The organism is Flavobacterium sp. Root186, assembly GCF_001428525.1.
Lineage (GTDB): Bacteria > Bacteroidota > Bacteroidia > Flavobacteriales > Flavobacteriaceae > Flavobacterium.
This window is the reverse complement of sequence record NZ_LMHW01000013.1, coordinates 354283-380315: the sequence shown is the minus strand read 5'-3', so window position 1 is coordinate 380315 and position 26033 is coordinate 354283. Positions and strand designations below refer to the sequence as shown.

Genomic DNA, 26033 nt, shown 5'->3' with positions numbered 1-26033 from the left:
TTGGTCTTCTTTAATTGTTGGCTGGACAGTGTATTGGTTAGCACTGTCCAGCTTTTTTTTAATTTCTTAAAGACTTTTTGCTGCCAATCTTCCCAAAGTTCGAATAGATTCCCGCAATTCATTACTCCACGGAAGCCCAAAACTCAAACGCATACAATTCGAAAATTGATCCTGAAAAGAAAAAATTCTTCCGGGAGCAAAGCTAATATTGTGTTTCATAGCTTCCTGATATAAAGCAGCCGTATCAATTTTTTGATCCAATTCAATCCAAAGAAAAAAACCACCCTGAGGCTGACTCACTTTTGTTCCCGGCGGAAAAGATTCTAAAACCGTATTGATATAATGATTACAATTATGGTTTAAGATCTGACGAATTTTACGAAGATGATTTTCATAACGTCCGTTTTTCAAAAAATCACCCACAACTTCATGTGTAATAGTAGGAGAGGAGAGTGTGTGATAAATTTTATTTCTAAGTATTTCTTTTTTAAATTTTCCGGGAGAAACCCAGCCTGCACGATAACCTGGTGCCAGCGTTTTAGATACCGAACTGCAGCAAAGTACAATACCGCTTTCGTCATAAGTTTTACAATTGGTTGGCCGGCTTGAGCCAAAGTATAAATCACCATGAATATCATCTTCAATAAGCGGGATATTGTAAAATTCCATCAATTTTACCACCTCTTTTTTATGCTCAACAGGCATCATACTTCCCGACGGATTACTAAAATTACTCATCAGTAAACAAAGCTTCACTTTTTTAGAAGAAAGCGCTTTTTTCAAAGCCTCTAATTCTATTCCGGTTGTCATATTTGTTGGTAATTCCATGATATATAAACCTAAAGATTTAGCCAATTGCAAAATTCCAAAATAAGCAGGACTTTCTGTAATAATAGTATCTCCCGGCTTAGTCAAAGTCATCAAACAATGCGATATGGCACTTGTACATCCGGGAGTTGTAATAATATCCCTTTCTGTTAAAGAACCGCCCCAGCTAAAAGACCATCTTGCAATTTCTTTTCTTAAGTTAAGATTGCCTTGTACTTCTTCATAACTGGTTCCGCTATTAGGCAGTTGTCGCATTGCCTGAACCATTCCCTTATTTAATTTTGCAATAGGAAGAAGCTCATTAGATGGAAAACCCAAAGATAGCATCGTAATATTTTTATCTGTCATATTACCATAAACCTGATCAATTAAATCCTCTCTGTCAATGTTTTGACATTTTAATATAGGGCTGCTTGGCGAAGGCGCAGGAATAGTTCTGGTCGAAATATTGGTTACATAATAACCAGATTGCGGGCGGGATTCGATGAGCGATCTGCTTTCGACTTCATAATAAGCTTTGCTTACCGTGCTCATGCTGTATCCCGTTTCAGAACAGACTTCTCTAATCGAAGGCAGTTTGTCTCCAACATTTAAAAGGCCGGTTTTTATTTGTTTCTCAATAACATCGGCAAACTGCAAATACAAGTAATTTGAACTTTTCATAAAAATAAACTGTTATGCTGCAATTTACAAAAACTGTATCTGTATTGCTATTTTATTTTTTAGAAATTTGTTTAATCAAAAAAACGAAAAAAGAAACTGTCGTGAAAACAACAAAATACTATATTGCCGCCATTACCTGTTTTGTAATCTGGGGATTTTTCAGTTTGGTTTTAAAACCAATACATGACTATGCTTCTTTAGATATTTTATTCTATCGTGTTTTCAGCTGTAGTATTTTAATGCTCCTGATTGCTTTTACATTTAGACGAAAAAAAGTAAAAGAAGCCATAGCAGTTTTTAAGGCGTTGCCAAAAGCAGAAAAGAGAAAATCGGCTTTGTTAAATATTGGAGGAAGCGTTTTTTTAATGGCCAATTGGTTCACCTTCATTTATGTTATGAATCATGTCAGCGTAAAAGCCACATCTTTAGCTTATTTGGTCTGTCCAATTTTAACCACATTGCTGGCCTATTTTATTTTGCATGAAAAATTAAGTAAAACACAATGGATTGCTGTTGGATTAAGTATTTCCGGATGTTTGCTTTTGTCCTATGCAAACATAATGGATATGTTTTTTAGTATCATAATAGGCTTTACCTATGCTTCTTATTTAGTAAGTCAACGTGTTAACAATGGGTTCGATAAATTTATTGTCCTAACGTTTCATATTACTTTGGCAGCTTTATTTTTAATGCCTTTTTTTCCAGCTTACAGCGGACCGGTTCCAACAGAATTTAAGTTTTATTTCTGTATCGAAACTATTGCCATTTTGTTTACAATTTTTCCGTTGTTTCTCAATTTATATGCGCTTTCAGGAATAAATTCTTCAACCGTTGGAATGCTTTTAAATATCAACCCAATGATTGCTTTTCTTTTGGCAATGTTTTTTTATAAAGAACCATTTGGTATTGTACAAATTATAGCATACGGCATTATTTTTATTGCAGTGTTAGTTTTTAATTCACATCATATTTTTGTCATAAAACAGAAATATATCCTGTCGTCTAAAGATTCTCAGTAAAGTAACTCTTCTATTTTTATTGGTTTAAAATGTAAAATTACGAGAATCTTAACAGGATTTTAAAACAGGAATGAGTATTTTTCATTCCTGTTTTTTTATGCAGTAAAATTAAATATAGGCCACGATTATACAGATTAAAAAGATTTTTTTTTGCCCCGAATTACACGAATTTTCACAAATTCAAATTAATTTAAGGAATTAGTATGAATAAAAATAAATTTGTGGCAAATTTTCAACACAAAGAAAGTAATCCTTTTAATCTGTATAATCTGTGGCAAAAAATAAAAACCGAATCTCTATTATATGAAACCAGCAAAACTTCAAGCTTTTACTCCGTTGTTTTATTTAGTGTGGTCTGATGATCTTTTAACTCAGAAAGAATTTGCTACATTAAAAGAATTTATAAAATCCCAAAAGGCACTTTCAGTCGAAGAACAGGAATATCTTCTGTCTAAAGTTGATATTTCGAATCCGCCTTCGCGAAATGAATTGGCGCAATGGAAACTGGATATTGAAAAAAGTATTCAGGATAAATCCTCTATAAAGTCAATTTTTGATATTGCCGTTGCACTTTCTGATAAAGATTTGGATATTTCATCATTAGAATCAGATTTTACAAAACTCGAAAATGATCTTGGAATTTTAGGTGAAGAAGCACTCCAAAACTTTAAAACAAAAGCGGATTCTTTTACCGCAAATTCTCAAACGACAAGCAATTTTGATATCCAAAAAATAACAGAATTTCTGGACGGAAAAGAAGCTCACATCATAAAAAAAGTAAAATCAATTATTTCAAGACCTGAATTTGCTTACGAAACTTCAACAGATATTAATGTTTTCCGTCAAACGGTTTATAATTGGTGTAAAATTTTAGCCGATGAAAACTTAGGAAATATGGCCTATCCGAAGGAATACGGCGGAGGAGGAAATGTAGAGGATTATTTTGCGATTATGGAAACGCTGAGTTATCACGATTTAAGTCTGGTAATAAAATTTGGCGTTCAGTTCGGGCTTTGGGGAATGAGTGTTCAGTCTCTTGGAACCGAAAAGCATTATGCTAAATATTTAAAGGATATTGGTTCTTTAAAACTTCCGGGTTGTTTCGCCATGACCGAAACACATCATGGATCAAATGTAAAAGGTTTAGAAACTACAGCAACATACAATCATAACGATCAGACTTTTACGATTCATACGCCAGATAAAAATGCCCAAAAAGAATATATTGGGAATGCAGCCGTTCATGGGCAAATGGCAACTGTTTTTGCGAAATTAATAATAGACGATCACGATTATGGTGTAAATGCTTTTGTGGTGCCGCTGCGTGATACAAACGGAAATACGGTAAATGGTGTTACAATTGGTGACTGCGGCCATAAAATGGGATTAAATGGAGTCGACAACGGAACAATTAGTTTTGATAATGTTGTGATTCCGAAAGAAAATATGCTGGATCGTTTTGCTTCTGTAAATGATAAAGGAGAATTCGAAAGTCCAATTCCGAGTGACAACAGAAGATTTTTTACGATGTTAGGAACTTTGGTAGGAGGAAGAATCGGGATTCCGCGTTCGGCATTGGCTGCAGCCAAATCTGGATTAACCATTGCCATTCGCTACAGTGACCAGCGTCGACAATTTGGCCCTGAAGGTGGATCAGAAGTTCCGATTTTAAATTACAGAATGCACCAGCGAAGATTATTGCCGCATTTGGCAAAAACTTATGCGGTTCATTTTGCGCTTCAATATCTCACAAAGAGATTTTTAAACAGAACAGAAAACGAAATGCAGGAAATCGAAGCTCTTGCAGCCGGAATGAAATCCTACTCAACCTGGAGTACACGTGATATTTTGCAGGAATGCCGGGAAGCTTGCGGCGGGAAAGGTTATTTATCTGAAAACCGAATTGACGCCTTAAAAAATGATACCGAAATTTACACCACGTTTGAAGGAGATAATACTGTTTTAATGCAATTGGTGGCTAAAAACCGTTTATCGGAATTCAGAAAATCTTTTGGAGAAATGGGCTCTTTGGGAATCATCAATTATGTATATGAAAACGCCAAAACGGCCATTACAGAAAAAAATCCAATTGCAACCCGAAGATCAGATGACGAACATTTGCTTGACGGCGAATTTCATCTGCAGGCTTTTGTGCACAGAGAGAAAACAATTCTGGCTTCGGCAGCAAGACGTATCAAAAAATTAGTAGATGGCGGTTTAGAAGCTTATGATGCTTTTAATGTTGTACAGCACCAAATGATAGATGTTGCGCAGGCTTATTTGGAACGTATTGTTTTAGAGCAGTTTCAGGAAGCTGTCAAAGAAATCAAAGATGAAAATTCAAAAAATATATTGAGAAAATTATATCAATTATATGCGCTTTCGCAGATAGAAAAAAACAAAGGCTGGTATCTTGAAGATGGTTATATGGAAGCGGTGAAAACAAAAGCAGTCCGCAAACTGGTTAATCAGCTTTGCTGGGATATTCGCCCGGATGCCGTTGCTTTGGTAAATGCTTTTGATATTCCGGAGAGCTGTCTGGCGGCACCAATTGCGGTATAATTTTTTTAAACCATATAAGGTTTTTAAGTTTTTCGACTTTGTCAAAGTTTTAAACTTTGACAAAGTTGATTTTTTTAACGCAATGTTTGTCATTGTGAGTAACAAAGAATCATTGCAAGAAATTTCACAAACAAAATCGCCAATCTTTGTCGAGCCACTAACGAAGATTCCTAGTTCCTCGGAATGACAAGATTGTGTTTGAGTTTTGTTATAGCATTTGAATAATGTAATAATTTTTTTTATACCAATAAACAAGTTAAAACATTTTACTATTGAAATAACCAGCCTTTTGAAAATCGTCTATATTCATAGAAATCGATTTCACCTCAGGAAGAATATTTTTTAGTTGTGTTACAATTGCTTTTGATAAATTGTTTTTTTGTTCTTCATTTCGACCTTCCATTATATAACCAAAAACATGAATGAAATCAGTCAGGGAATTACCATTATTATAATGTGGGAAAGGATTAATGCGAACTTTAATTTCTGGCGCAGTAAAAAGATCTGTCGATAAAGCGGAATTAAAAACTTCCTGCATGATTTCATCAGGAGATTTTAATCTTAATACATTTTCAGAGCAGTCGATAATAAAATTTGGCATTTGATATTAGTTTAGGTTAGAAACTTGCTTTGATCAAAATTATAAAAACATTATCAGTTTTCGTTTATTTTGCAGGATATATAAATAATTCATTTTTCTGTTTACACTTTATTATATTTGTACGTTTCATTTATTTTTAACTCAGTTTGAAAAATCTATTTTTGTTTCTTTTTACCATCTTGATCAGCTTTCCGGTTTTTGCTTCGGAAAGTACAGATGACATTATTGCAAAATTAAATCTGGCGCTAAAAAATAAAGAACATTACGTTCGGTTAAAAGAAGAACGAATCCTCAACTTCAAAAAAATTAAGTCGGATGATTTAACAAAAGAGCAGGAGTACAATTACAATAAAACTTTATATACAGAATACCAGAAATTCAATTCAGATTCGGCTATTTTATACGTAAAAAAGAATCTAAAAATTGCCGATGAACTTCAGGATAAAGATTTGGCAGATTTAGCCAATCTGCAATTAGTTACGCTTTATTCATCTTCAGGAAAATACCGTGAATCTGAAGCAATTTTAAAAAGTATCGACAAAAGCAAATTATCAAAATCACTGCTTCCCAATTACTATGTTTCGTATCGTGAATTTTTTGAACATTATGCGGCAAATAGTTACAGCAAACAATATTTACAGCAAATTCAAAAATACCGTGATTCATTATTAATGATTTTAGATCCAAAATCTATTAATTACCAAATCAATAAAATTCAGCACGATGTATATCATAAAAAACTCGTAAGTGCCCAAAAGCAATTAATGAATCTGCTGAAAAATGCCAGCGAAGATGATCCGCAATATGCCATGATTACGTATTTGCTAGGTAATATTTACGAGCATACACATCAGTTGGAGTTACGAAAAAAATATTATGCACTTTCTGCCACGGCTGATATTAAAAATGCTAATAAAGACAATGCTTCGCTACAAGAACTAGCTTTAGTTTTTTACGAAATTGAAGATGTTGATATGGCGTATAAACTCACACAATCGGCAATTGAAGATGCGCTTTATTGCAATGTGCAGTTTAGAACGCTTTTAATGTCAGAAGTATATTCGATTATCAATACTGTTTATTTAGAAAAAGAAGCCAAGCGAAAAACAGAATTACAGCTTTACTTGCTTTGCATCAGCCTGCTTTCTGTATTTTTAATCATTGCAGTCGTTTACGTTTATAAACAAATGAAAAAGGTTTCGAGAATTCGTGGAGAACTCTACGAAACCAGTCAAAAGTTAGCCGAATTAAATCAGGATATTACCGAAACCAATAATCAGCTGCAGGAACGTAACGCACAATTATCTGAATCGAATCATATCAAAGAAGAATATATTGCACATTTTTTCAGTCTTTGCTCGACTTACATCAATAAACTGGAAAATTACCGAATCATTTTAAATAAAAAGGCAACGGCAAAACAATTTGACGAAATCTATAAAATGCTAAAGTCAACCACTTTGGTTGATACAGAATTGGAAGAATTATATAAAAACTTCGATATCATTTTCCTGAATCTATATCCCACTTTCGTAAAAGACTTTAATGCCCTTTTAATTAAAGAAGAACAAATTGTTTTAAAGCAGGGTGAATTGCTAAATACAGAGCTTCGAATTTTTGCTTTGATTCGTTTAGGAATTAACGACAGCGTAAAAATTGCGGCCTTTCTTCGTTACTCTTTAAGTACAATTTACAATTATCGAACACGGGCTCGAAATAAAGCGGCAGTTTCGAGAAATGATTTTGAAGAAATGGTCATGAAAATTGGTTTAATTACGTTGAAAATCTAAAGATTTATTTTAAAATCACTACTTTTTTTGAGTCTTATTTTTTATTAAAAATTTGATAATCAATCTTTTAATTTTTTAATTCACTACTTTTTTTCGTTTAAAAATTCAAAACGTACTATAACGTTTTAGCTTTACAATATTATTAAAAGGTACGGATGACCACTAGTATCTTTAATTAAATTGAATGCTTAAATAAATTAATAGTTATGTTTAAAAACGTTAAAACAATCGTTGTTTTAGTTTTATTGAGTTCATTCGGATTGAATGCACAAAATAAGGTTCCGGTTTATCTTGATGATAAAAAGCCAATTAGCGAGCGCGTAGAAGATGCGCTTTCAAGAATGACAACCGAAGAGAAAATTGCCATAATTCATGCGCAGTCTAAATTTAGTTCACCTGGTGTAAAACGCCTTGGAATTCCTGAAAACTGGATGACAGACGGACCACACGGAATTCGTACCGAAGTAAAATGGGACGAATGGGATCAGGCAGGATGGACAAATGATTCTTGTATTGCTTTTCCGGCTTTAACCGCACTTTCTTCAACATGGAATAAAGAATTAGCTTCTTTATATGGAAAATCAATTGGTGAAGAAGCTCGTTACCGAAACAAAAACGTACTATTAGGACCTGGAGTTAATATTTACAGAAGCCCGTTAAACGGCCGTAACTTCGAATATATGGGAGAAGATCCGTTTTTAGCTTCAAAAATGGTGGTTCCTTATATTAAAGGAGTTCAGTCTAATGGAGTTGCTGCCTGCGTTAAACACTTTGCTTTAAACAATCAGGAAACAAACCGTAACTCTGTAAACGTAGTGGTTGATGACCGTGCATTGTACGAAATTTATCTTCCGGCTTTTAAAGCGGCTGTGCAAGATGGTGAAGTATGGGCAATTATGGGTTCTTATAACAAATATAAAGGACAGCAATGCTGCCACAACGAATATTTATTAAACGATATTCTTCGCGGAGAATGGGGTTTCAAAGGCGTTGTAGTTTCTGACTGGGGAGGTGTAAACGATACTAAACAAGCTATTCACAATGGTTTGGATATGGAATTTGGTTCTTGGACAAACGGACTTTCTTGGGGAACAAGTAATGCTTATGATAACTATTACTTAGCAAAACCCTATTCTGAAATGATTAGAAAAGGTGAAATCGGAACGAAAGAATTAGACGAAAAAGTACGTCGTGTTTTACGTTTGGCTTTCCTGACTACAATGGATAGAAATCGCCCTTTTGGATCTTTTGGAACAGATGAACACGCTAAAGCAGGTTTGAAAATTGCTCAGGAAGGAATTGTTTTATTACAAAATAATAACAACATTTTACCAATCGATCTTTCTAAAACTAAAAAGATTGCTGTAATTGGTGAAAATGCTATTAAAATGATGACTGTAGGAGGAGGAAGTTCTTCTCTAAAAGCACGTTACGAAATTACACCTCTTGAAGGTTTAAAGAAAAGAATTGGTAATCAGGCTGAAATCGTTTATGCTCGCGGTTACGTTGGAGATCCTACAAGTAACTATAACGGAGTTGTAGCAAAAGTAAGTTTAGAAGAAAAACGTTCTCCTGCTGAATTAACTGCAGAGGCTTTAAAAGTTGCCAAAGATGCTGATATTGTTCTTTTTATTGGAGGTTTGAACAAAAGTGCAAATCAGGATGACGAAGGACACGATCGTAACGGATTGGAACTTTCTTATGGTCAGGATAAGTTAATCAGCGAATTAGCGAAAGTAAATAAGAATATTGTTTACGTAAATATTTCTGGAAATGCGATTGCAATGCCGTGGGTAAAAGAAGTTCCGGGAATTGTTCAGGGATGGTTTTTAGGTACAGAAGCAGGAAATGCTTTGGCCTCGGTTTTAGTTGGAGATGTAAACCCTTCTGGAAAATTATCTTTTACTTTCCCTGTAAAATTATCTGATAACGGCGCACACGCTTTAGGAGAATTTCCGGGTAAAGATGAAGTAAAATACAACGAAGGAATTTTTGTTGGATACCGCTGGGCAGACAAACAAAAAATAAAACCATTGTTCTCTTTCGGTCATGGATTAAGCTACACGACTTTTGCATACGGAAAAGTAACAGCTGATAAAAAACAAATTTCAAGCAGCGATAAAATCACGTTTTCTGTTACTGTAAAAAATACAGGAAGCAGAGAAGGTTCTGAAGTAGTACAGCTTTATATCAGTGATTTAAAATCGTCCTTACCTCGTCCGATTAAAGAATTAAAAGGATTTGAGAAAGTTTCGCTAAAAGCGGGAGAAGAGAAAACAGTTACGTTTACAATCGACAAAACGGCTTTAAGTTTCTTTGATGATAAAAAACACGACTGGGTTGCTGAACCGGGAGCTTTTGAAGCAATCGTTGGTGCGTCTTCAACTGATATAAAATCTAAAGTGGTCTTCTCACTTCAATAATTTCATTATTTCTAAATTGGTTGGTTGTAAAGCTGCAGGTGTAAAAAGTTGCAGCTTTGCTTTATATTTTAGTTATAAGTGAAATGTGAAATGTAAAATGTTAGAAGTTTAAGTATTTTAATCTCATAAAATTATAAAATGAAACGAATATTACTATTTACAGCAGTTTTTACTTTGTTCCAAAACCTTTCGGCGCAAAGCCTGGATAAAATGCAGTGGTTTAATGAACCTGAAAAATGGGAAATTAAAAACAATGCATTAATCATGAATGTAACGGCAAACAGCGATTACTGGAGAATTTCTCACTACGGATTCACGGTTGATGACGCTCCTTTTTATTACGCAACTTACGGCGGAGAATTTGAAGTGAAAGTTAAAATCACCGGAAATTATATCGCCCGTTTTGATCAAATGGGATTAATGATTCGTGTTGATGAAAAAAATTATATCAAAACCGGAGTAGAATTTGTTGATGGAAAATTTAATATCAGCACCGTTGTAACGCACGATAAAAGCGATTGGAGCGTAACCACTCTTGAAAAAGCGCCGCCGTTTATCTGGATTAAAGCCGTTAGAAGATTAGATGCTGTTGAGGTATTTTATTCTTTTGATGATAAAAATTATATAATGACGAGAAATGCTCCTTTACAAGACAATACACCTGTAATGGTTGGACTAATGGCCGCTTCGCCGGACGGAAAAGGTTTTGAAGCTAAATTCGAAAACTTCTCAGTAAAACATTTACCGGATCAGAGAAGATTAGAGTGGCTGAAAAATCATCAGTAATAATTGTTGATGGTGAATTATAAATTAATTCACCGATAACCACCAATAATTAACCATTCACCATTCCACAATTATAAATTAACCATTATTATGAATGATATTACACCAAAAAAACATTACGAAATCTTAGATGGTTTGCGAGGAGTTGCGGCTATTTTAGTTGTTATTTTTCACATTTTTGAAACCTTTAGTGGAGGAAATCGTTTTATACAGATTATCAATCACGGATATTTAGCTGTTGATTTCTTTTTTCTTCTATCAGGATTTGTTGTGGCTTATGCTTATGACGACCGTTGGGGGAAAATGACGCAATGGGAATTCTACAAACGCCGATTAATTCGCTTACAGCCCATGGTGATTATGGGAATGATTATTGGTGCTATATTTTATTATTTTCAGGCCTCAGATATATTGTTTCCACAAATTGCAGGAATGCCAGTGTGGAAATTAATTCTAACAATGTTTATTGGTTTCACCTTACTGCCAATTCCGCCTTCTATGGAAATTAGAGGCTGGGGTGAAATGCATCCTTTAGATGGTCCGGCATGGTCACTTTTTTTCGAATATATCGCAAACATCTTGTACGCCCTAATTTTTCGCAGATTTTCGAATAAAGTGCTGTCAGTTTTTGTGCTGATATTTGCCGGACTGCTAATTAACTATACTGTTTTTGGACCAAAGGGAGATGTAATAGGCGGCTGGTCATTAAATCTGGAACAAATGAATGTTGGTTTTACCCGATTATTGTATCCGTTTTTTGCCGGAGTTTTACTTTCTCGTTTAGGAAAATTAATCCATATAAAAGGTGCATTTTGGGTTTGCAGTATTTTAATCACAACTGTTTTGGCATTGCCAAGATTTGGAGACGAAAATACTTTATGGATGAATGGTTTATACGAATCTTTCGTTATCATTTTAATCTTCCCGCTTATCGTTGCAATAGGAGCGGGCGGACAAATTAAAAGCGCTTTCTCGGCAAAAATATGCAAGCTTTTAGGCGATATCTCATATCCAATTTACATTACACATTATCCACTAATTTATTGGTATACAGCTTGGGTTGTAAACAATAAAGTTTCTCTAGAAGACGGATTCCTTCCAGGAATTGCACTTCTGGCAGCAAGTATTGTTTTGGCTTTCGTTTGTTTAAAATTATACGATGAACCAGTTCGTAACTGGCTTCAGAATAAGTTTCAAAAAAGAAAAGTTTTAAGTTAGGTTCAAAGGTACAGAGGCTCAAAGGAAAAACTTTGTCCATTTGAACCTTTGTTTCTCTGAACCTAGAAAATATTGAATTTCTAATTTTGTTAGTTATAGATATTCAAAAAAAGGGATGAAACTATAAGTTTCATCCCTTTCTATTTTGTAAATTATATTTGATTACATAACCTTGCGTATACGCACTGCTGTGCGTTTCTACGGATATTGATAACGGATAATTGTTGAGGTAAAAGAAAATAAAAAAGGATGAAACTTTATAGTTTCATCCTTTTTGTATATTTAATCCAAAGGAAAAGCTATGTCCCTTTGAACTTTTGTAACTATGAACCTTAAAAAAACTTATTCTAAAACTAATGCTCCTAAAGCTTCTTTGCTGAAACCTTTTAATTGATCCGTTTTTCCGGCTTTAATTTTAGCAGTCCAATTTGGGTCAGATAACAAAGGTCTTCCAACGGCAACCAAATCAAAATCGCCTCTGTCGAAACGTCTGTTTAATTCTTCTAAAGAAGTTGGCTGAGAACTTTCACCGGCAAAAGCACCAAAGAAATCTCCCGAAAGACCAACAGAACCAACTGTAATAGTTGGAGCTCCGGTAACTTTTTTAGCCCATCCTGCAAAATTCAAATCAGAATCTTCAAACTCTGGTTCCCAGAATCTGCGTTGCGAAGCGTGTATAATATCAACTCCGGCATCAACAAGAGGAGTAAGCCAAGCTTCTAATTCCTGCGGATTTTTAGCCAGTTTATAATTGTAATCAGAAGGTTTAAATTGAGAAAAACGCATAATAACGGCAAAATCATTACCTACTTGTTTTCTAACTTCTTTTATCACTTCGATAGCAAAACGATTACGTTCCGGTAAAGTTTTTCCACCGTAAATATCAGTACGTAAATTCGTTTCGGCTCTAAAAAACTGGTCAATTAAATAACCGTGTGCGCCGTGAATTTCAACAGTATCAAAACCTAATCTTTTAGCATCAGCTGCGGCTTGACCAAAAGCAATTATGGTATCTTCAATATCTTTTTCAGTCATGGTAATACCATTTCTAAAATCAGGTCTGTTTAATCCGGAAGGGCCTTCAAAAGGAACTGGCGGGACCCATCCTAAATGGTGATTATCCATAATTCCCATATGCCAGATCTGCGGGCCCATTTTTCCGCCTGCAGCATGAACTTCATCAATAACTTTTTTCCATCCGTTTAAAGAAGCTTCACCGTGAAAATGCGGTACATTAGCATCATTTGATGATGAAGGTCTGTTAATTACAGTTCCTTCAGATAATATTAAACCAACTTCGCCTTCAGCTCTTTTTTGGTAGTAAGCAGCTACATCATCAGTTGGAACTCCGTTTGGAGAAAAAGAGCGCGTCATTGGCGCCATTACGATTCGGTTTTTAAGGTTTAACGTTTTTAAGTTAAACGGCGAAAACAGGTTGTTTGTACTCATAAGTAATTTACAAATTAGATTGAATTAATTTACTGAGTGCTTCAAAGGCACCTTCGTTGCGTTTATAGTAAGTCCATTGTCCAACACGTGTGGCTTCGATGAATCCGGCGCGTTGTAAAATAGACAGATATTCAGATACTGTTGATTGTGTCAAACCGGCTTTGGCCTGAATTTGTCCCACGCAGACTCCGTGTTCAAATCCGCCATGTTCCAGCTGGCTGGGAAAGTTAATTTCGGGTTCCTTAAGCCATTCCAGCATTTGCAGTCTGGATTTATTAGAGAGTGCCTTAAAAATTTCTATATTTTCCATGCAGCAAATATATCGACTTTTCCCGATATATCAATTTAAAGAAATATTTTTATGAAAATTTTATGATGGAGTAGGTAAAATGATGAAGAATTTAGGAAAGAAAAATTATATTTGCTGATGCATTAATCTCGCAAAGACGCGAAGTCGCAAAGTTTTTTTTAATTGCCTCCAGCTTTAGCTGGAGATATTAAGAAAGGTGAGATAAGGGCTTTAGCCAAACTTTATTTTTTTGGCTAAAGCCTTTCAAGCTAATTTTTATAAACCTCCAGCTAAAGCTGGAGGCAATTCATAGAAAAGACTAAAAAAAACTAAAAAAAACTTTGCGACTCTGTGACTTTGCGAGATTAAAAAACATTCCCCAAAACAATAAACTTAATAAACTATGAAAAAAACTCTACTTATTTTAGGATTCTTATGTTGTGTAATAACCAGTTCAAAAGCGCAGGTTGTAGGTACAGATATTGGAGATATAGCACCAGAAATCGATCTTCCTGATACAAAAGGAAACAATGTAGTACTTTCTTCTTTAAGAGGTTCATTAACTTTAGTTGACTTTTGGGCATCTTGGTGTGGACCATGCATTAAAGAACAGCCGACTTTATTAAAATTATACAATGCTTATCCTGATAAGTTTTCAATTTACAGCGTTTCTATGGATACTAAAAAGCCATTATGGCTAGGAGCAATTGCAAAAGGAAAACTGCCTTGGATACAAGTAAGCGATTTAAAATATTGGAAATCTCCGGTTATTGGAGATTATATGCTTCAGTCTGTTCCCTTGAATTTTTTAATAGATAAAAATGGAATTATTCTGGCAAAGAATATTCACGGAAAAGCTTTAGAAGATATGGTTAATAGTTTGTTGACGCCGTGATGCCTAATAAAAAGGAATCAAATCTTTCTTTATCAGACTTCCGTATAAGATTGCAAAATAATATCGAAATTGGTTCTTTAAAAGTGAACTTAAGTCACTTTAGACTATTTCCAATATTTGGCGGCCTAAAACCTTTTTATGGACTTTTTGATGATAAAAGTTTTCGGTTAACTATAAATTCAGCGACATCTCCCACAATTTTTATTGTGAGAGGAAATTACAAGAATATTGACAATAGGGTTAATGTGAATTACGTTGTTGAAGAAAATAGCAAGTTTCAGTTGCTTTGGACAAAATTCTCTCCAGTGTTTTTTCTAATATTCATTAATATATTTTTTCTTTTCTTTGGAAGAGGCCTTAGGCGAGCCACTACAATTGTGAGTTTGTTTCTTCTTATTGTCATTTTCTATTCAAGATGGAAAGAAGAAAGAAAGAGGAAAAAATTAGAGCAAAAATTTATCAGAATTTTTGAAATCGAATAAGAATATTGTAATCTCGATCTTTGTTAAAGTTCCAAACTTAGACAAAGATTAATCGCTAAAAAAAACTTGAAACCTGAACAAAGAAAACCTGAAACAAAACTTAATGTCTCGAATTTATTGCCTGCAAAGCATTTTCTGGAGAAGATAAATATAGTTTATAAAAATCGGAAGTTCCTCCAACGTGAATTTCGTATGTTTCAGTTTCAAAAGCTTTTTTGAGGTCTAAAGCCACATCAGTCGGGCTTATTCCGCTTTCTCCGCCAATTTCTTTAGAGAATTCGGTATTAACTAAAGGCGGCATCAATTCAAAAACCTTTACAATTGGTCGTTTTTCGTGTTTTTCAAGTGAAATTCTTAATACTTGCGAATACGAATGCAGCGCTGCTTTACTAACCGCATAACCCGGAAGGCCAATTCCTGGTGAAAAAGCAGTGATTGAAGACACATTTACAAAAGCTGCTTCGGTTTGTTTTTGAAGTAAAGGCAAAAGTTTTTCAGTTAATCTTACAATAGAAAGATAATTGGTTAAAATTTCTGCGCTGGCTTTTTCAAATGCATTTGCATTGTCATCTGTAAGTTTGTAATAATTGGCCAGACCGGCATTATTGATCACAATGTTCAATGTTGGAAAATCTTTGTTGAGCTGTTCTGTTAGTTTGGCTACATCTTCTTCGTTATTAATATCAGAGACAATAGCACTTACGTTTTTTAAGCTTGAAGCTGCTTTACGGAGTTTTTCAGGATTTCTTCCCGTAATAATTACCTTGTTATCTTCTGAAAATAATTTGGCCATTTCGTATCCAATTCCTGATCCTCCGCCAGTAATAAGAATGGTGTTGTTTGATGTTTTCATAGGGTTTATTTTTTTGTTTCAGGTTTCAAGTTTTCTTTGTTTCAAGCTGGCAGATCTTTGTCAAAGTTTCAAAATCTGACAAAGATTAATCTTCGAAAAGAACTTGAAACCTGAAACAAAGAAAACCTGAAACAAATCAACCCACTAAATATTAATAGCTCCCTGACCGGAAGCAATCATATACGCTTCTTTTAAAGTTTCAGAATAGGTTGGATGAGCATATGAAATTCTGAACATATCTTCATCGGTAACTTCATATTCCATTCCGATGACACCTTGAGCGATCAAATCTGCGGCTCGCGGGCCGATGACATGCATTCCTAAAAGTTCACCGTATTTTGGATCAGACAGAATTTTAGAAAAACCATCTTTTTCCATGGCAGCTCTTGCTCTTGCGCTGGCTGAGAACGGAAATTTTCCAACACGATATTCAATACCTTTTTCTTTTAATTCTTCTTCGGTATAACCAACGGAAGCTACTTCTGGCCAGGTATAAACAACGCCCGGAATTAATTTGTAATTAATATGCGGTTTTTGTCCGTTTATGGTTTCGGCAACAAAAATTCCTTCCTCTTCTGCTTTGTGCGCCAGCATTGCTCCGGCGACAACATCGCCAATAGCGTAAATGTTTTCGGCTTTAGTCTGCAGTTTTTCATTTGTAACAATTCGGCCTTTTGAGTCGACTTCGATATTGGTATTTTCTAAACCTAAACCTTCAGTATAGGGTTTTCTTCCAACGGCAACTAAACAATAATCGGCAGTAATTTCTTGCGGATTATTGGAAGCATCCAAAAAGCTGACCGTTGCATTCTTCCCATTATTTTTGGCCGATTGTACTTTATGGCTTAATAAAATCTTGATATTTTGTTTGGTGAAAATCTTTTTGAGTTCTTTTCCGAGATCTTTGTCCATTGTTGGGATCAGGCTGTCAAAATATTCTATTATTGTGATCTCAACACCAATTCTGGCATAAATAGAAGCCATTTCTACGCCAATTACGCCTCCGCCAATAATCACGATGCTTTTTGGTTTTTCTGGTAATGAAAGTGCTTCTGTTGAAGTTATAATTCGGTTTTTATCGATTTCAACTCCCGGAATCGTTGCTGGTTTTGAGCCTGTTGCAATAATAAAATAAGTTGAAGTAATTTTAGTTGAATTGCCATCGTTATGTTTCACGCTTATTTCAGAATTATTTAAAAAAGAGCCAATTCCTTCAAAAACCTCGATTTTGTTTTTCTTCATTAAAAAATTAAGCCCGGCAATATTCTGCTCCACGACTTCGCCTTTTCTTTTAATTAACTGTTTGAAATCTAAGCTTAATTTTCCGGTTAGAATTCCGTGTGTTGCAAATTTGGTTTCGGCAGTATGATAATGTTCTGTACTGTCAAGTAATGCTTTTGTGGGGATGCAGCCAACATTCGTACAGGTTCCTCCTAAAGCTTTATATTTTTCTACAAGAGCAGTTTTGTAGCCTAATTGCGAACAGCGAATTGCCGATGCATAACCGCCAGGACCAGAACCAATAACAACGATATCAAATTTTGTTTCCATAAATGAATTTTTTAAATAATTAAAAGAACATTTTAGACTTTAACCAATAAGCAATCCATATGCCTTTGTTTAAGTTGTTGAAATTTAATGATTTAAAAGTATTCTGAAAAATAATTTGCTGTATTTCGTTATTTAAAAAGTTGAATTCGTGATATTTAAAAAGCAATTCCAAATTGAAAACCAACTGTAAAAGAGGCTGGATGATCATTACCAAAACGAACAGGCAGCGGAACAGCCACAAAATAACTGCAATTATCGCTTTTGATAACCGTTTTATTAATCACAGGAGTTATACCATATCTGCCGCTGCTTTCAAAAGCGGCTCTTCCGGCGAAAGTGTATCCGTTTCCAAGGGCGACTAAAACGCCGGGATGAAATAATAAATTAGTCACTTTATCGCTGTCTCCCTGCACTCTGATATTGGGAACAACTTCAAAAGAAAAACCTATTTTTTGACTCTTCCAAATATTGATTCCGGTAGGAAAACCTACTGCATAGTAATCTCTAAAATTCACACTTGTTTGTTCATTGCTAAAAGTTGTAATAGGGTGCATAATTCCAAAATAACCCGTAATTTTTGGATAGGTAGTTTGGGAAAATGCATTAAAACTTAAAGAGAATAAAGCGATTACGAAAATGTGCCTGAATGAAATCATGATAGTTTTGTTAATTAAACAAAACTAACTGCAATGTAAATCTAGAAATAGAATGCTATTTACCTTTTGTATCTGAATTACTTTTTAAGGTGTTTTTTCTATAAGAAGAAGGATTTTTACCTGTTTGAAGTTTAAATATCCTTGTAAAATGACTTTGATCTGAGAATCCTGTCATGTAGGCAATTTCAGTTAAGGTATAAGTCGAATTTTGAATTAGATTTATGGCTTTTTCAATGCGCAGTTTTCGAACATATTCGCCAAAATTTAAATCTTCAAAATATTTAGAAAACTCTCTTGATAAATAGGACGGATTTAGTTCTAAATCATTGGATATTTTCTTTAAATCAAAAGTAAACTGCGTATCTATTTGATCCTGAATTATATTTTTTAATTCTTTAACCCATAAAGGCGTTTTTTGACTGCTTTTTTTCTCAATTAAAAACTTATTGTAAACTTCGTGAAGTAAATTTTCGAACGGACTATTTTGCAGATGATTTTGCTTATGCAAGTGCTTTGCCCAGCTGTATAATGCATCGTAGAGTTTTAATCCGGTTTCTAATAATTCGGCATCGTTTGTAATATTGTGCGAGAGCCCGGCAGAAATTGCCCAGAGTCCGGCGGCTTCTTTTGCAAGATCGTGGCGGTCGGTATCGGCGCCACGAACAATTTTTGCCATAATTAAAACCGCAGGATCGGCAATTTGATATTTTTTTATAATGTAATCAAAAGTACATTCTTCATTATAATGCGTAAATTCTACTTCCGGGATATCAAACGGAATCGCATTTAATTCTTTCGCTTTCTCTAAAACTTCACTAAACGGAACATAAATAAATTCGGCATCCGCATCAACAAAATTCTTTATTAACCATGGGCAGGCGATTCTGTCAATTTTAGGCCTTTCGCGCGTGATCCATTTCATTTAGTAAAGCTAAAAATTAATCATTTTCTGAAGCAGTTTTCTTTACACCGCCAAAACTCGTTTTCATCAATTCTCTAATCTGAAATTGCGTTTTATTTCGGGTTACACTTTTCCATTCGTCGAAATCATAAATATGAATTTGATCGGCATGCGGATTTGTTACAAAGAAAAGTCTTGATATTGAATATTTATAATATTTCAATTCATGCGAAATGTGGCGGTCGGGTACGACAATAAGAATCGTATCCCAATCCAGAAAATTTTTGGGAACATCATCTCTTTCTGTTAATCCAAGAGATTCAAAAAAGGCCAATATCTTTTGATCATTATTCTTATCGATTTTTTCATCGATACGTTTAATGGTGCTAAGAAGCTTTTTTTCATCTTTAATAACACTCATAATTATCTCTGTTTTTTTTTAAATTTTATATAAAATTACATCAAATCAAAATTATTTTAGAAAGTATCGCCAATAGAATGATTCTAAATTTTTTAATCACCATTTTCAGGCAGGTTATCAGAACTTATTGTATATCTTTTGATAAAATACTATTAAATTAAGTCATTTTTATGCCATAATTTTATCGTTCTAACTTTACCAAACCACGTTTTATGAAAATTATTTCCCTTAAAAGAATTTTTCTGTCTGTCAGTTTTTTACTTTCCTGTTTGGCATTCGCCCAAAATAAACCAGAAAGAGAATCGATTTTAATTGATAAAGACTGGCGTTTTTTGTTTGGTCATTTATACGATACAGAAAAGGATTTTGGGCATGCAGCAGGATATTTTTCATACTTAACAAAAACGGGTTTCGGCGATGGCCCGGCAGCAAAAGATTTTGATGACCGTGCGTGGAGAAAATTAGATTTACCACACGATTGGGCTGTCGAACAGGAGTTTAGTAAAAAAGGAAGTTTCAGCCACGGATTTAAAACGGCAGGAAAAGGGTTTCCTGAAAAAAGTATTGGCTGGTACCGAAAGAAAATCAATATTCCGGAAACCGATAATGGAAAAATTATCAGCCTGAAATTTGACGGCGTTTTTAGAAATTCAAAAGTATTTTTTAACGGCTATTATCTGGGAACAGAACAAAGCGGTTATAACGGATTTGAATATGATGTAACGGCTTATGTTAATTATGGCGGAGAAAACACAATTGTTGTTCGTGCCGATGCATCAATGGAAGAAGGCTGGTTTTATGAAGGCGCGGGGATTTACAGGCATGTCTATTTACAGAAAACAAATCCGGTTCATATTACAGAAAACGGAACTTATATAATTTCTGAACTTAAAAATGACGGAGCTGATGTTATTGCCGATGTTTCGATTGAAAATAAAGGAAATTATAAAGGATCGATTGAAATTGTTCAGACTATTTTTAATGCTGAAAATAAACAAATTGCAAATTTTTCTGAAAATATATTAGCTCCTGAATTTTACAAAACAATTACGCATAGTTCCAAATTATATGTTGAAAATCCGCTTTTGTGGAGTATTGATTCGCCAAATTTATATCGTTTGGTTACCCAGATTAAACAAAACGGAAAAATAATTGATTATTATGAAACCAATTTTGGAATTCGAACTATGGAGTTTGATCCTGAAAATGGTTTTTTTCTTAACGGAAAATCTTTAAAATTAAAAGGAACAAACAATCATCAGGATCATGCGGGAATAGGAACGGCATTGCCAGATGAAATTCAGTATTACCGAATTAAAAAACTGAAAGAAATGGGGGCGAATGCCTATCGCTGTTCACATCATCCGCCAACGCCTGAATTACTGAAAGCCTGCGATGAATTGGGAATGCTCGTAATTGATGAAACACGTTTAATGGGAATCAACGATTATCATTTGAATGATTTAAAACGAATGATGGAGCGCGACCGAAATCATCCGAGCATTTTTTGCTGGTCGGTTGGAAATGAAGAATGGAATATTGAAGGTAATATTGTGGGTGAACGTATTACGAATATCATGCAGAATTTTGCAAAAAGCATCGACCCAACAAGACCTGTAACAGTCGGAATCAGCAGCGGATTTAAAAGCGGAATTTCGTCTGTAGTAGAAATTATGGGTTATAATTATCTTGGAAACGGCGATATCGATGCACATAGAAATCAGTTTAAAAACCAACCCGGAATGGGAACGGAGGAAGGTTCGACTTTTGCAACGCGAGGAATTTATTTTACAGATGATGCCAAACATTATCAAAGTGCCTACGACAGAAAACCAGGCCCAAGTTTTTACAGTATTGAAGAAGGCTGGAAGTTTTATGCTGAAAGGCCTTACTTGGCCGGAATATTCATTTGGACAGGTTTTGATTATCGCGGAGAGCCAACGCCTTATGGCTGGCCATCAGTAACTTCGTATTTTGGAATGATGGATGTTTGCGGTTTTCCGAAAGATAATGTGTTTTATTTAAAATCGTGGTGGGGAACGCAGCCGGTTTTGCATATTATGCCACATTGGAACTGGAGTGGAATGGAAGGCCAAGAAATTGATGTATGGGTGCATTCTAATTGTGATGAAGTAGAACTTTTCTTAAACAAAAAAAGTCTCGGCAAAAAGAAAATGGAACAAAACAGCCATTTAGAATGGAAAGTGAATTACATACCCGGAACTCTGGAAGCGATTGGATACAAAAATGGAAAAAAAGTATTAACAGAAACTCAGAAAACGACCGGAAAAGCTGAAAATATTAAACTTTCTGTAGATAAAGAAAATGTCCCAAATTCAAAAACTACGGTTGTTACGGTTGAGGTTACAGATAAAAATGGGCTGCATGTTCCAACGGCAAATAATGAAATTACTTTTTCGATAAAAGGAGGAAAGATTTTGGGAGTAGGAAATGGTGATCCGACTTCTTTAGAAAAAGAGCAATTTTTGGATGATACTTCATTAGTTCAAATAACTAATTTTCAGGAGCAAAAAACAACTACAGCAACTTTGCCTCATGAATTGCCAAATTATCCCGAAAACGATTGGAAAACAGCTTTTAAAGATCGGGATTATAAAAACCAAGCACCATCTTACATTTATAGAGGTGAATTTGATCTCAAAAACAATTTGGCTTCAAATGTTGTGAGTTTCTTTTACAAGAAAATAGGAATAGAAACAGTAGTTTTTATTAATGGAAAGAAAGTGAATGCAAGTACGGAGGATTCTCAAAAGTATATTTTAGATTCGGCCATTTTAAAAGAAGGTAAAAATACAATTTATATCGCAGTGACTCCATTACAAAAAATAAAAGACTGGGACGTAATGAATACAGATCCGGGAATTATTCAGGTTGTAACGCCAACTGAACCTTGGAAAAGAAAACTTTTTAATGGCTATGCACAAATCATAATCCAAAAGGATGAAAATGCGAAAGAAGTTATTTTATCTGCTTCCGCGAAAGAATTAAGAGCAGGAAATTTGAATTTGAAATAAGTTTCACGCAGATTTTGCAGATTTAAGCAGATTTATAAAGATTTTTACTTTTCATAATAATCCAAATAAAAAAATAATCTGCTTAAATCTGCAAAATCTGCGTGAAAAAAACTTAACGTATCTTTTTATTTTATTCTCTGAATATCATAAGAAGACTGCGTTTTATCTCCGCCCAATAGTTTACCCAATTTAGAACTTATCACATAAACATTTCCATCTGAAGCCAAAGCTGCAGTTGTTGGAAAATCTTCTTTACCAACATTGGTTTCACTAATTTTTGAAGCACTTTTCCAGTTATTATTGCTCGAAAAAGTATAGGTTTTGCCTAACGCCAATCCATTTTCAACAATAACCAGATTATTGTTTTTGTCTAATTCTATTCCGTCAGGAGCACTGAATACTGCACCTTGAACTTCGGTAATACTTGAAGGATCAGAAATAGAAATTTTAAATAATTTAGAATCATCTGTTTTTACCGCCAGTAAATAACCATCGGGATGAAAGACAATTCCATTTAAACCAAACTGATTGGGAGCAGGTTGGAATAATTTATTCGTAACAAATAAGGATGCAGTAAAACTGGTGTCAATTTTATAGATATTGGGAGAAAATGAATCAGTAATATAAATAGTTCCGTCGGTATCTACTGCAATATCATTTAGGCAGGATCCGGCATTTGGCGTAAAATTTTTCAAATCAATTTCCTTAATTAATGCACCCGAAGTAAGATTAAAAATACTTACTGTTGCAATCGTTCCAGCACTTGTGGCAGCACTTTTTTGAGAGATTCCCAAATCGGCGTTCGCGACAATTAATCGGTTTCGGCTTTCATCTGTATAGATTCCTGTTGGTAAAACTAATTTATTGCTTGTGGCAAAAACAGTAGTTTCTCCTTTTGAGTTCATCGAATAAACGGCGCCTTTGTACAATGAACTGAATAAGAATTTTTCGTTTTTAGAATCGTAATCAATTCCTTCAGGATAAAGACCAATATCTGTTACGGTATATTTACTTTGAAGGGAAACAGGAATTGCTGCAGGTTTTTTTTCGCTGTCACAAGCGATGAAAAGAATTGAAAAAGCTGTAATTAAAATAGAATTTTTCATTTTTATTTAATTGAAATTATTTGTCCTTATTGACATTGCAAATCTGGGACAGAACAAGAAAAATAAAAATGAACTGGTTTAGGAAATTTGGTTGAACTAGTTTAACTTTTTAAAGTTTTTCGATTGCGTATTTTACTCAAATACTCCGTGCTAAAACCAAGGTAAGAGGCTAATGCATATTGAGGAACACGTTTAGCGATTTCGGCATATTTACTTATAAATTCATCGTAACGTTCTTCGGCAGTTTTGGTGAAATTAGATAAAAGTCTTTTTTGCTGAAAAGCAAGCGAACGCTGCGTTATAATACGTTCGAATTTTTCAAGTTTTGGGATTTCGCGTAGAAATTTTTGCTCGTCTTCATATTCAATTTGAATCAAAATCGAATCTTCCAATGCTTCAACAAACAGTGTAGCAGGTTCCTGATAAATTAAACTGCTATAGTCTGAAATCCACCAATCTTCAATAGCAAAGGATAATGTATGCTCTTTTCCTTCGTTATCGACTAAATAACCTCTAAAAGCGCCTTTTACAACATAACTTTTGTGTTTACAAACAAAACCAGGCTGTACAATAAACTGTCTTTTTTTGACTTTGGTAATTTTCAAAAAAGAAGCCAGATGCTTTTTTTCATCATCTGTCAACTCAACATATCTTGAAATATAATCTATAACGGGTAGTAAATCCTTCATGTAAACAAAGATAAAAGTTTTGTTTCAGGTTTGATGTTTCAGGTTTTCTTTGTTTCAAGTTAATCTAATCGTAAAAGCTGTGTGCAGAGAAAAATAAACTTTGCGACCTTGCGACTTTGCGAGATTCTTTGATTCCAGCTTAAAAAAAACTTAGTGAACTTTGCGGTAAAAACCTGAAACTTGAAACCTGAAACAAAAAAACAAAAAATAATATTTGATTTTCATAACTTTGCAAAATGAATAATCAGATAGAAACTCAGAATTGCGATTTTACTTCAGATTTAAAGCTGAAAGGTTTTAAAGTATATCAGATAAACGGAGATCAAAGTAAAATTCCTGTGTATAGCCGCAGGGATTTTTATAAAATCTGCATTAATACCAGTAAAAGTATTATACAATATGCTGACCGCGGAATAGAAACCGACGGTACTATTCTGTTTTTCGGTAATCCGATTATTCCATATTCATGGGAAACTATTTCTGAAGGATACGAAGGTTATGCTTGTGTTTTTACAGAAGAATTCTTGAAAGTAAAAGACCGTTCAGAAACACTTCATGAATCGCCTTTGTTTAAAATAGGAGGAACTCCTATTTTTTCTTTAAATGCTGAACAAAAGATCTTTATAGATTCTTTGTTTCAGAAAATGATCAAAGAATATGAAACCGATTATGTTTTTAAAGATGATTTAATGCGCAGTTATGTCAATTTAATTATTCACGAATCGATGAAAATGCAGCCGTCAGAAAACTTCTTTAAACATAAAAATGCTTCTGCCAGAATTACATCTTTATTTTTAGAATTATTAGAAAGACAATTTCCGGTAGAAACTAAAAATGAACCTCTGGCTTTAAAAACGCCTCAGGATTATGCGCAGAGTCTTGCCGTACACGTCAATCATTTAAATCGTTCTGTAAAAGAAATTACAGGAAAACCAACAACGGCGCATATTACCGAGAGAATTATCAGCGAAGCAAAAGCTTTATTGCAGCATACTGACTGGAGTATCTCAGACATTGGTTATTCGCTTGGTTTTGAATATCCGAGTTATTTCAATAATTATTTTAAAAGACTTACAGGAACGATTCCAAAATCGTTAAGAATGTGAAATTGTTTCAATTTCATAATTTTTTGTTTGAATATTGTTATTTACGAGAAGCATTGCCTTCCTAATTTTGCCTTGAAATTACAACACTAAAATAATTTATCAGTTTTTAACAGACTAAATAAATACTTCATAAAGCGGATTCTAGCTTTTTAAATTTAGTTTATAATTCTGATAATGAATAATATAAGTAGTTTTAAATAAAGTCAATCTCAAAAAAATAACTAAATTTATGTCAACAAATTATTCAGCCGTTATCGAAGAAGGAAAAGTCCCTAGTGCATATATGACGGGCGACGTTTCCTATAAGAAGCAAAGCAGTGATATTCATCCTGAAAATACTGTTATTAAGGAAGTTACTTTTGAACCTTGCGCAAGAAGCAACTGGCATATCAATGCAAGTCTGCACATGCTTATTGCAAAAGATGGAATAGGTTACTATCAGGAAAGAGGAAAAGCAGCTCGTATACTTCTTAAAGATGAAGTAGTTACGATTTTGCCTGGAGTAGAACATTGGTATGGAGCAACTCCATTTGACAAGTTCTCGTATGTTGCCATTATCACAGAAATTGATAAAGGCCATGGAACCTGGTTAGAAAAAGTAACCGATCGAGAGTATTTACTTTTAAGTAGTCACTAGTTCTAAGTTGCTAAGATTCTAAGGTTCTAAGTTTTTTGAAACCTGAAACTTGAAACCTGAAACAACCAAAACC

The 26033-nt window shown here is 34.3% G+C and carries 22 protein-coding genes; 11 read left to right on the top strand and 11 right to left on the bottom strand.

Translation table 11 applies throughout. The features are described from left to right. Window positions 1-66: 66 nt before the first annotated feature. Complete coding sequence (locus tag ASD98_RS14915) at window positions 67-1491, bottom strand: PLP-dependent aminotransferase family protein (RefSeq protein WP_056205876.1); 1425 nt, start codon at window positions 1489-1491, stop codon at window positions 67-69. A 101-nt stretch (window positions 1492-1592) separates the two neighbouring features. Between ASD98_RS14915 and ASD98_RS14910 the strand changes: the two genes are divergently transcribed. Beyond that, window positions 1593-2510, top strand: a complete 918-nt coding sequence (locus ASD98_RS14910; RefSeq protein ID WP_056206536.1) for an EamA family transporter — start codon at window positions 1593-1595, stop codon at window positions 2508-2510. Window positions 2511-2813: 303 nt separating this feature from the next. Next, window positions 2814-5072 carry an acyl-CoA dehydrogenase gene (locus ASD98_RS14905; protein ID WP_056205875.1) on the top strand — a complete coding sequence of 753 codons (2259 nt, stop codon included), beginning with the start codon at window positions 2814-2816 and terminating at the stop codon, window positions 5070-5072. 256 nt (window positions 5073-5328) lie between these two features. Here ASD98_RS14905 and ASD98_RS14900 read toward each other — a convergent pair whose 3' ends face one another. Next, window positions 5329-5673 (bottom strand): 5-carboxymethyl-2-hydroxymuconate Delta-isomerase, encoded by a 345-nt coding sequence (locus ASD98_RS14900; protein WP_056205874.1) that lies wholly within the window; start codon window positions 5671-5673, stop codon window positions 5329-5331. A gap of 146 nt (window positions 5674-5819) precedes the next feature. Between ASD98_RS14900 and ASD98_RS14895 the strand changes: the two genes are divergently transcribed. The 4 genes from ASD98_RS14895 to ASD98_RS14880 all read left to right on the top strand — a co-directional run bounded on the left by ASD98_RS14895 (window position 5820) and on the right by ASD98_RS14880 (window position 11890). Continuing rightward, on the top strand, window positions 5820-7463 hold the full coding sequence (locus ASD98_RS14895; protein WP_056205873.1) for a DUF6377 domain-containing protein: 1644 nt from the start codon (window positions 5820-5822) through the stop codon (window positions 7461-7463). Window positions 7464-7669: 206 nt separating this feature from the next. Next, the gene (locus ASD98_RS14890) at window positions 7670-9886 is read left to right on the top strand and encodes a glycoside hydrolase family 3 C-terminal domain-containing protein (RefSeq protein WP_056205872.1); all 2217 of its coding nucleotides are present in this window, start codon (window positions 7670-7672) and stop codon (window positions 9884-9886) included. Window positions 9887-10024: 138 nt separating this feature from the next. Beyond that, window positions 10025-10672: a DUF1349 domain-containing protein gene (locus ASD98_RS14885; RefSeq protein ID WP_056205871.1), complete on the top strand. Its 648-nt coding sequence runs from the start codon at window positions 10025-10027 to the stop codon at window positions 10670-10672. Between the two features lie 90 nt (window positions 10673-10762). Then, the gene (locus tag ASD98_RS14880; protein WP_056205870.1) at window positions 10763-11890 is read left to right on the top strand and encodes an acyltransferase; all 1128 of its coding nucleotides are present in this window, start codon (window positions 10763-10765) and stop codon (window positions 11888-11890) included. Between the two features lie 342 nt (window positions 11891-12232). Here the strand turns inward: ASD98_RS14880 and ASD98_RS14875 are convergent, their stop codons facing one another. Both ASD98_RS14875 and ASD98_RS14870 read right to left on the bottom strand, forming a co-directional pair. After that, entirely contained in the window at window positions 12233-13339 is a 1107-nt protein-coding gene (locus ASD98_RS14875; RefSeq protein ID WP_056205869.1) for an NADH:flavin oxidoreductase, read from the bottom strand. Window positions 13340-13346: 7 nt separating this feature from the next. Further along, window positions 13347-13649, bottom strand: a complete 303-nt coding sequence (locus tag ASD98_RS14870) for a helix-turn-helix transcriptional regulator (protein WP_056205868.1) — start codon at window positions 13647-13649, stop codon at window positions 13347-13349. A 382-nt stretch (window positions 13650-14031) separates the two neighbouring features. On the opposite strand from ASD98_RS14870, the gene ASD98_RS14865 reads away from it, so the two are divergent. Further along, window positions 14032-14523 (top strand): TlpA disulfide reductase family protein, encoded by a 492-nt coding sequence (locus ASD98_RS14865; RefSeq protein ID WP_056205867.1) that lies wholly within the window; start codon window positions 14032-14034, stop codon window positions 14521-14523. Next, window positions 14520-15005, top strand: a complete 486-nt coding sequence (locus tag ASD98_RS24135) for a hypothetical protein (protein WP_199866305.1) — start codon at window positions 14520-14522, stop codon at window positions 15003-15005. The genes ASD98_RS14865 and ASD98_RS24135 overlap by 4 nt, the downstream gene beginning before the upstream one ends. A gap of 100 nt (window positions 15006-15105) precedes the next feature. Here the strand turns inward: ASD98_RS24135 and ASD98_RS14855 are convergent, their stop codons facing one another. The 5 genes from ASD98_RS14855 to ASD98_RS14835 form a co-directional block, all read right to left on the bottom strand. Then, window positions 15106-15858: an SDR family oxidoreductase gene (locus ASD98_RS14855; RefSeq protein ID WP_056205865.1), complete on the bottom strand. Its 753-nt coding sequence runs from the start codon at window positions 15856-15858 to the stop codon at window positions 15106-15108. A gap of 144 nt (window positions 15859-16002) precedes the next feature. Then, on the bottom strand, window positions 16003-17409 hold the full coding sequence (gene lpdA, locus ASD98_RS14850) for a dihydrolipoyl dehydrogenase (RefSeq protein ID WP_056205864.1): 1407 nt from the start codon (window positions 17407-17409) through the stop codon (window positions 16003-16005). A 155-nt stretch (window positions 17410-17564) separates the two neighbouring features. Further along, complete coding sequence (locus ASD98_RS14845) at window positions 17565-18065, bottom strand: hypothetical protein (protein ID WP_056205863.1); 501 nt, start codon at window positions 18063-18065, stop codon at window positions 17565-17567. A gap of 55 nt (window positions 18066-18120) precedes the next feature. Next, on the bottom strand, window positions 18121-18987 hold the full coding sequence (locus ASD98_RS14840) for a chromate resistance protein ChrB domain-containing protein (RefSeq protein ID WP_056205862.1): 867 nt from the start codon (window positions 18985-18987) through the stop codon (window positions 18121-18123). Between the two features lie 16 nt (window positions 18988-19003). Then, window positions 19004-19387: a hypothetical protein gene (locus tag ASD98_RS14835; protein ID WP_056205861.1), complete on the bottom strand. Its 384-nt coding sequence runs from the start codon at window positions 19385-19387 to the stop codon at window positions 19004-19006. Window positions 19388-19599: 212 nt separating this feature from the next. Between ASD98_RS14835 and galA the strand changes: the two genes are divergently transcribed. Continuing rightward, window positions 19600-22422: a beta-galactosidase GalA gene (gene galA, locus ASD98_RS14830; protein ID WP_056205860.1), complete on the top strand. Its 2823-nt coding sequence runs from the start codon at window positions 19600-19602 to the stop codon at window positions 22420-22422. Between the two features lie 125 nt (window positions 22423-22547). On the opposite strand, the gene ASD98_RS14825 is transcribed toward galA, so the two are convergent. Both ASD98_RS14825 and ASD98_RS14820 read right to left on the bottom strand, forming a co-directional pair. Then, a complete protein-coding gene (locus ASD98_RS14825; RefSeq protein WP_056205859.1) occupies window positions 22548-23528 on the bottom strand; it encodes an L-dopachrome tautomerase-related protein in 981 nt (326 codons plus the stop codon). A 101-nt stretch (window positions 23529-23629) separates the two neighbouring features. Then, window positions 23630-24217 carry a Crp/Fnr family transcriptional regulator gene (locus ASD98_RS14820; protein ID WP_056205858.1) on the bottom strand — a complete coding sequence of 196 codons (588 nt, stop codon included), beginning with the start codon at window positions 24215-24217 and terminating at the stop codon, window positions 23630-23632. 236 nt (window positions 24218-24453) lie between these two features. On the opposite strand from ASD98_RS14820, the gene ASD98_RS14815 reads away from it, so the two are divergent. Together ASD98_RS14815 and ASD98_RS14810 are read left to right on the top strand one after the other, a co-directional pair. Beyond that, entirely contained in the window at window positions 24454-25323 is an 870-nt protein-coding gene (locus ASD98_RS14815; RefSeq protein ID WP_056205857.1) for an AraC family transcriptional regulator, read from the top strand. A 229-nt stretch (window positions 25324-25552) separates the two neighbouring features. Next, window positions 25553-25960: a cupin domain-containing protein gene (locus ASD98_RS14810; RefSeq protein ID WP_056205856.1), complete on the top strand. Its 408-nt coding sequence runs from the start codon at window positions 25553-25555 to the stop codon at window positions 25958-25960. Window positions 25961-26033: the final 73 nt, after the last annotated feature.

Excerpts from the sequence above, each read along its gene's own strand:
- ASD98_RS14870 (WP_056205868.1), bottom strand. The coding sequence starts at position 13,649 with ATGGAAAATATAGAAATTTTTAAGGCACTCTCTAATAAATCCAGACTG.
- ASD98_RS14885 (WP_056205871.1), top strand. The coding sequence starts at position 10,025 with ATGAAACGAATATTACTATTTACAGCAGTTTTTACTTTGTTCCAAAAC.
- ASD98_RS14890 (WP_056205872.1), top strand. The coding sequence starts at position 7,670 with ATGTTTAAAAACGTTAAAACAATCGTTGTTTTAGTTTTATTGAGTTCA.
- ASD98_RS14875 (WP_056205869.1), bottom strand. The coding sequence starts at position 13,339 with ATGAGTACAAACAACCTGTTTTCGCCGTTTAACTTAAAAACGTTAAAC.
- ASD98_RS14825 (WP_056205859.1), bottom strand. The coding sequence starts at position 23,528 with ATGAAAAATTCTATTTTAATTACAGCTTTTTCAATTCTTTTCATCGCT.
- ASD98_RS14815 (WP_056205857.1), top strand. The coding sequence starts at position 24,454 with ATGAATAATCAGATAGAAACTCAGAATTGCGATTTTACTTCAGATTTA.
- ASD98_RS14820 (WP_056205858.1), bottom strand. The coding sequence starts at position 24,217 with ATGAAGGATTTACTACCCGTTATAGATTATATTTCAAGATATGTTGAG.
- ASD98_RS14845 (WP_056205863.1), bottom strand. The coding sequence starts at position 18,065 with ATGATTTCATTCAGGCACATTTTCGTAATCGCTTTATTCTCTTTAAGT.
- lpdA (WP_056205864.1), bottom strand. The coding sequence starts at position 17,409 with ATGGAAACAAAATTTGATATCGTTGTTATTGGTTCTGGTCCTGGCGGT.
- galA (WP_056205860.1), top strand. The coding sequence starts at position 19,600 with ATGAAAATTATTTCCCTTAAAAGAATTTTTCTGTCTGTCAGTTTTTTA.
- ASD98_RS14855 (WP_056205865.1), bottom strand. The coding sequence starts at position 15,858 with ATGAAAACATCAAACAACACCATTCTTATTACTGGCGGAGGATCAGGA.
- ASD98_RS14840 (WP_056205862.1), bottom strand. The coding sequence starts at position 18,987 with ATGAAATGGATCACGCGCGAAAGGCCTAAAATTGACAGAATCGCCTGC.
- ASD98_RS14905 (WP_056205875.1), top strand. The coding sequence starts at position 2,814 with ATGAAACCAGCAAAACTTCAAGCTTTTACTCCGTTGTTTTATTTAGTG.
- ASD98_RS14835 (WP_056205861.1), bottom strand. The coding sequence starts at position 19,387 with ATGAGTGTTATTAAAGATGAAAAAAAGCTTCTTAGCACCATTAAACGT.
- ASD98_RS14810 (WP_056205856.1), top strand. The coding sequence starts at position 25,553 with ATGTCAACAAATTATTCAGCCGTTATCGAAGAAGGAAAAGTCCCTAGT.
- ASD98_RS14880 (WP_056205870.1), top strand. The coding sequence starts at position 10,763 with ATGAATGATATTACACCAAAAAAACATTACGAAATCTTAGATGGTTTG.
- ASD98_RS14915 (WP_056205876.1), bottom strand. The coding sequence starts at position 1,491 with ATGAAAAGTTCAAATTACTTGTATTTGCAGTTTGCCGATGTTATTGAG.
- ASD98_RS14900 (WP_056205874.1), bottom strand. The coding sequence starts at position 5,673 with ATGCCAAATTTTATTATCGACTGCTCTGAAAATGTATTAAGATTAAAA.
- ASD98_RS14865 (WP_056205867.1), top strand. The coding sequence starts at position 14,032 with ATGAAAAAAACTCTACTTATTTTAGGATTCTTATGTTGTGTAATAACC.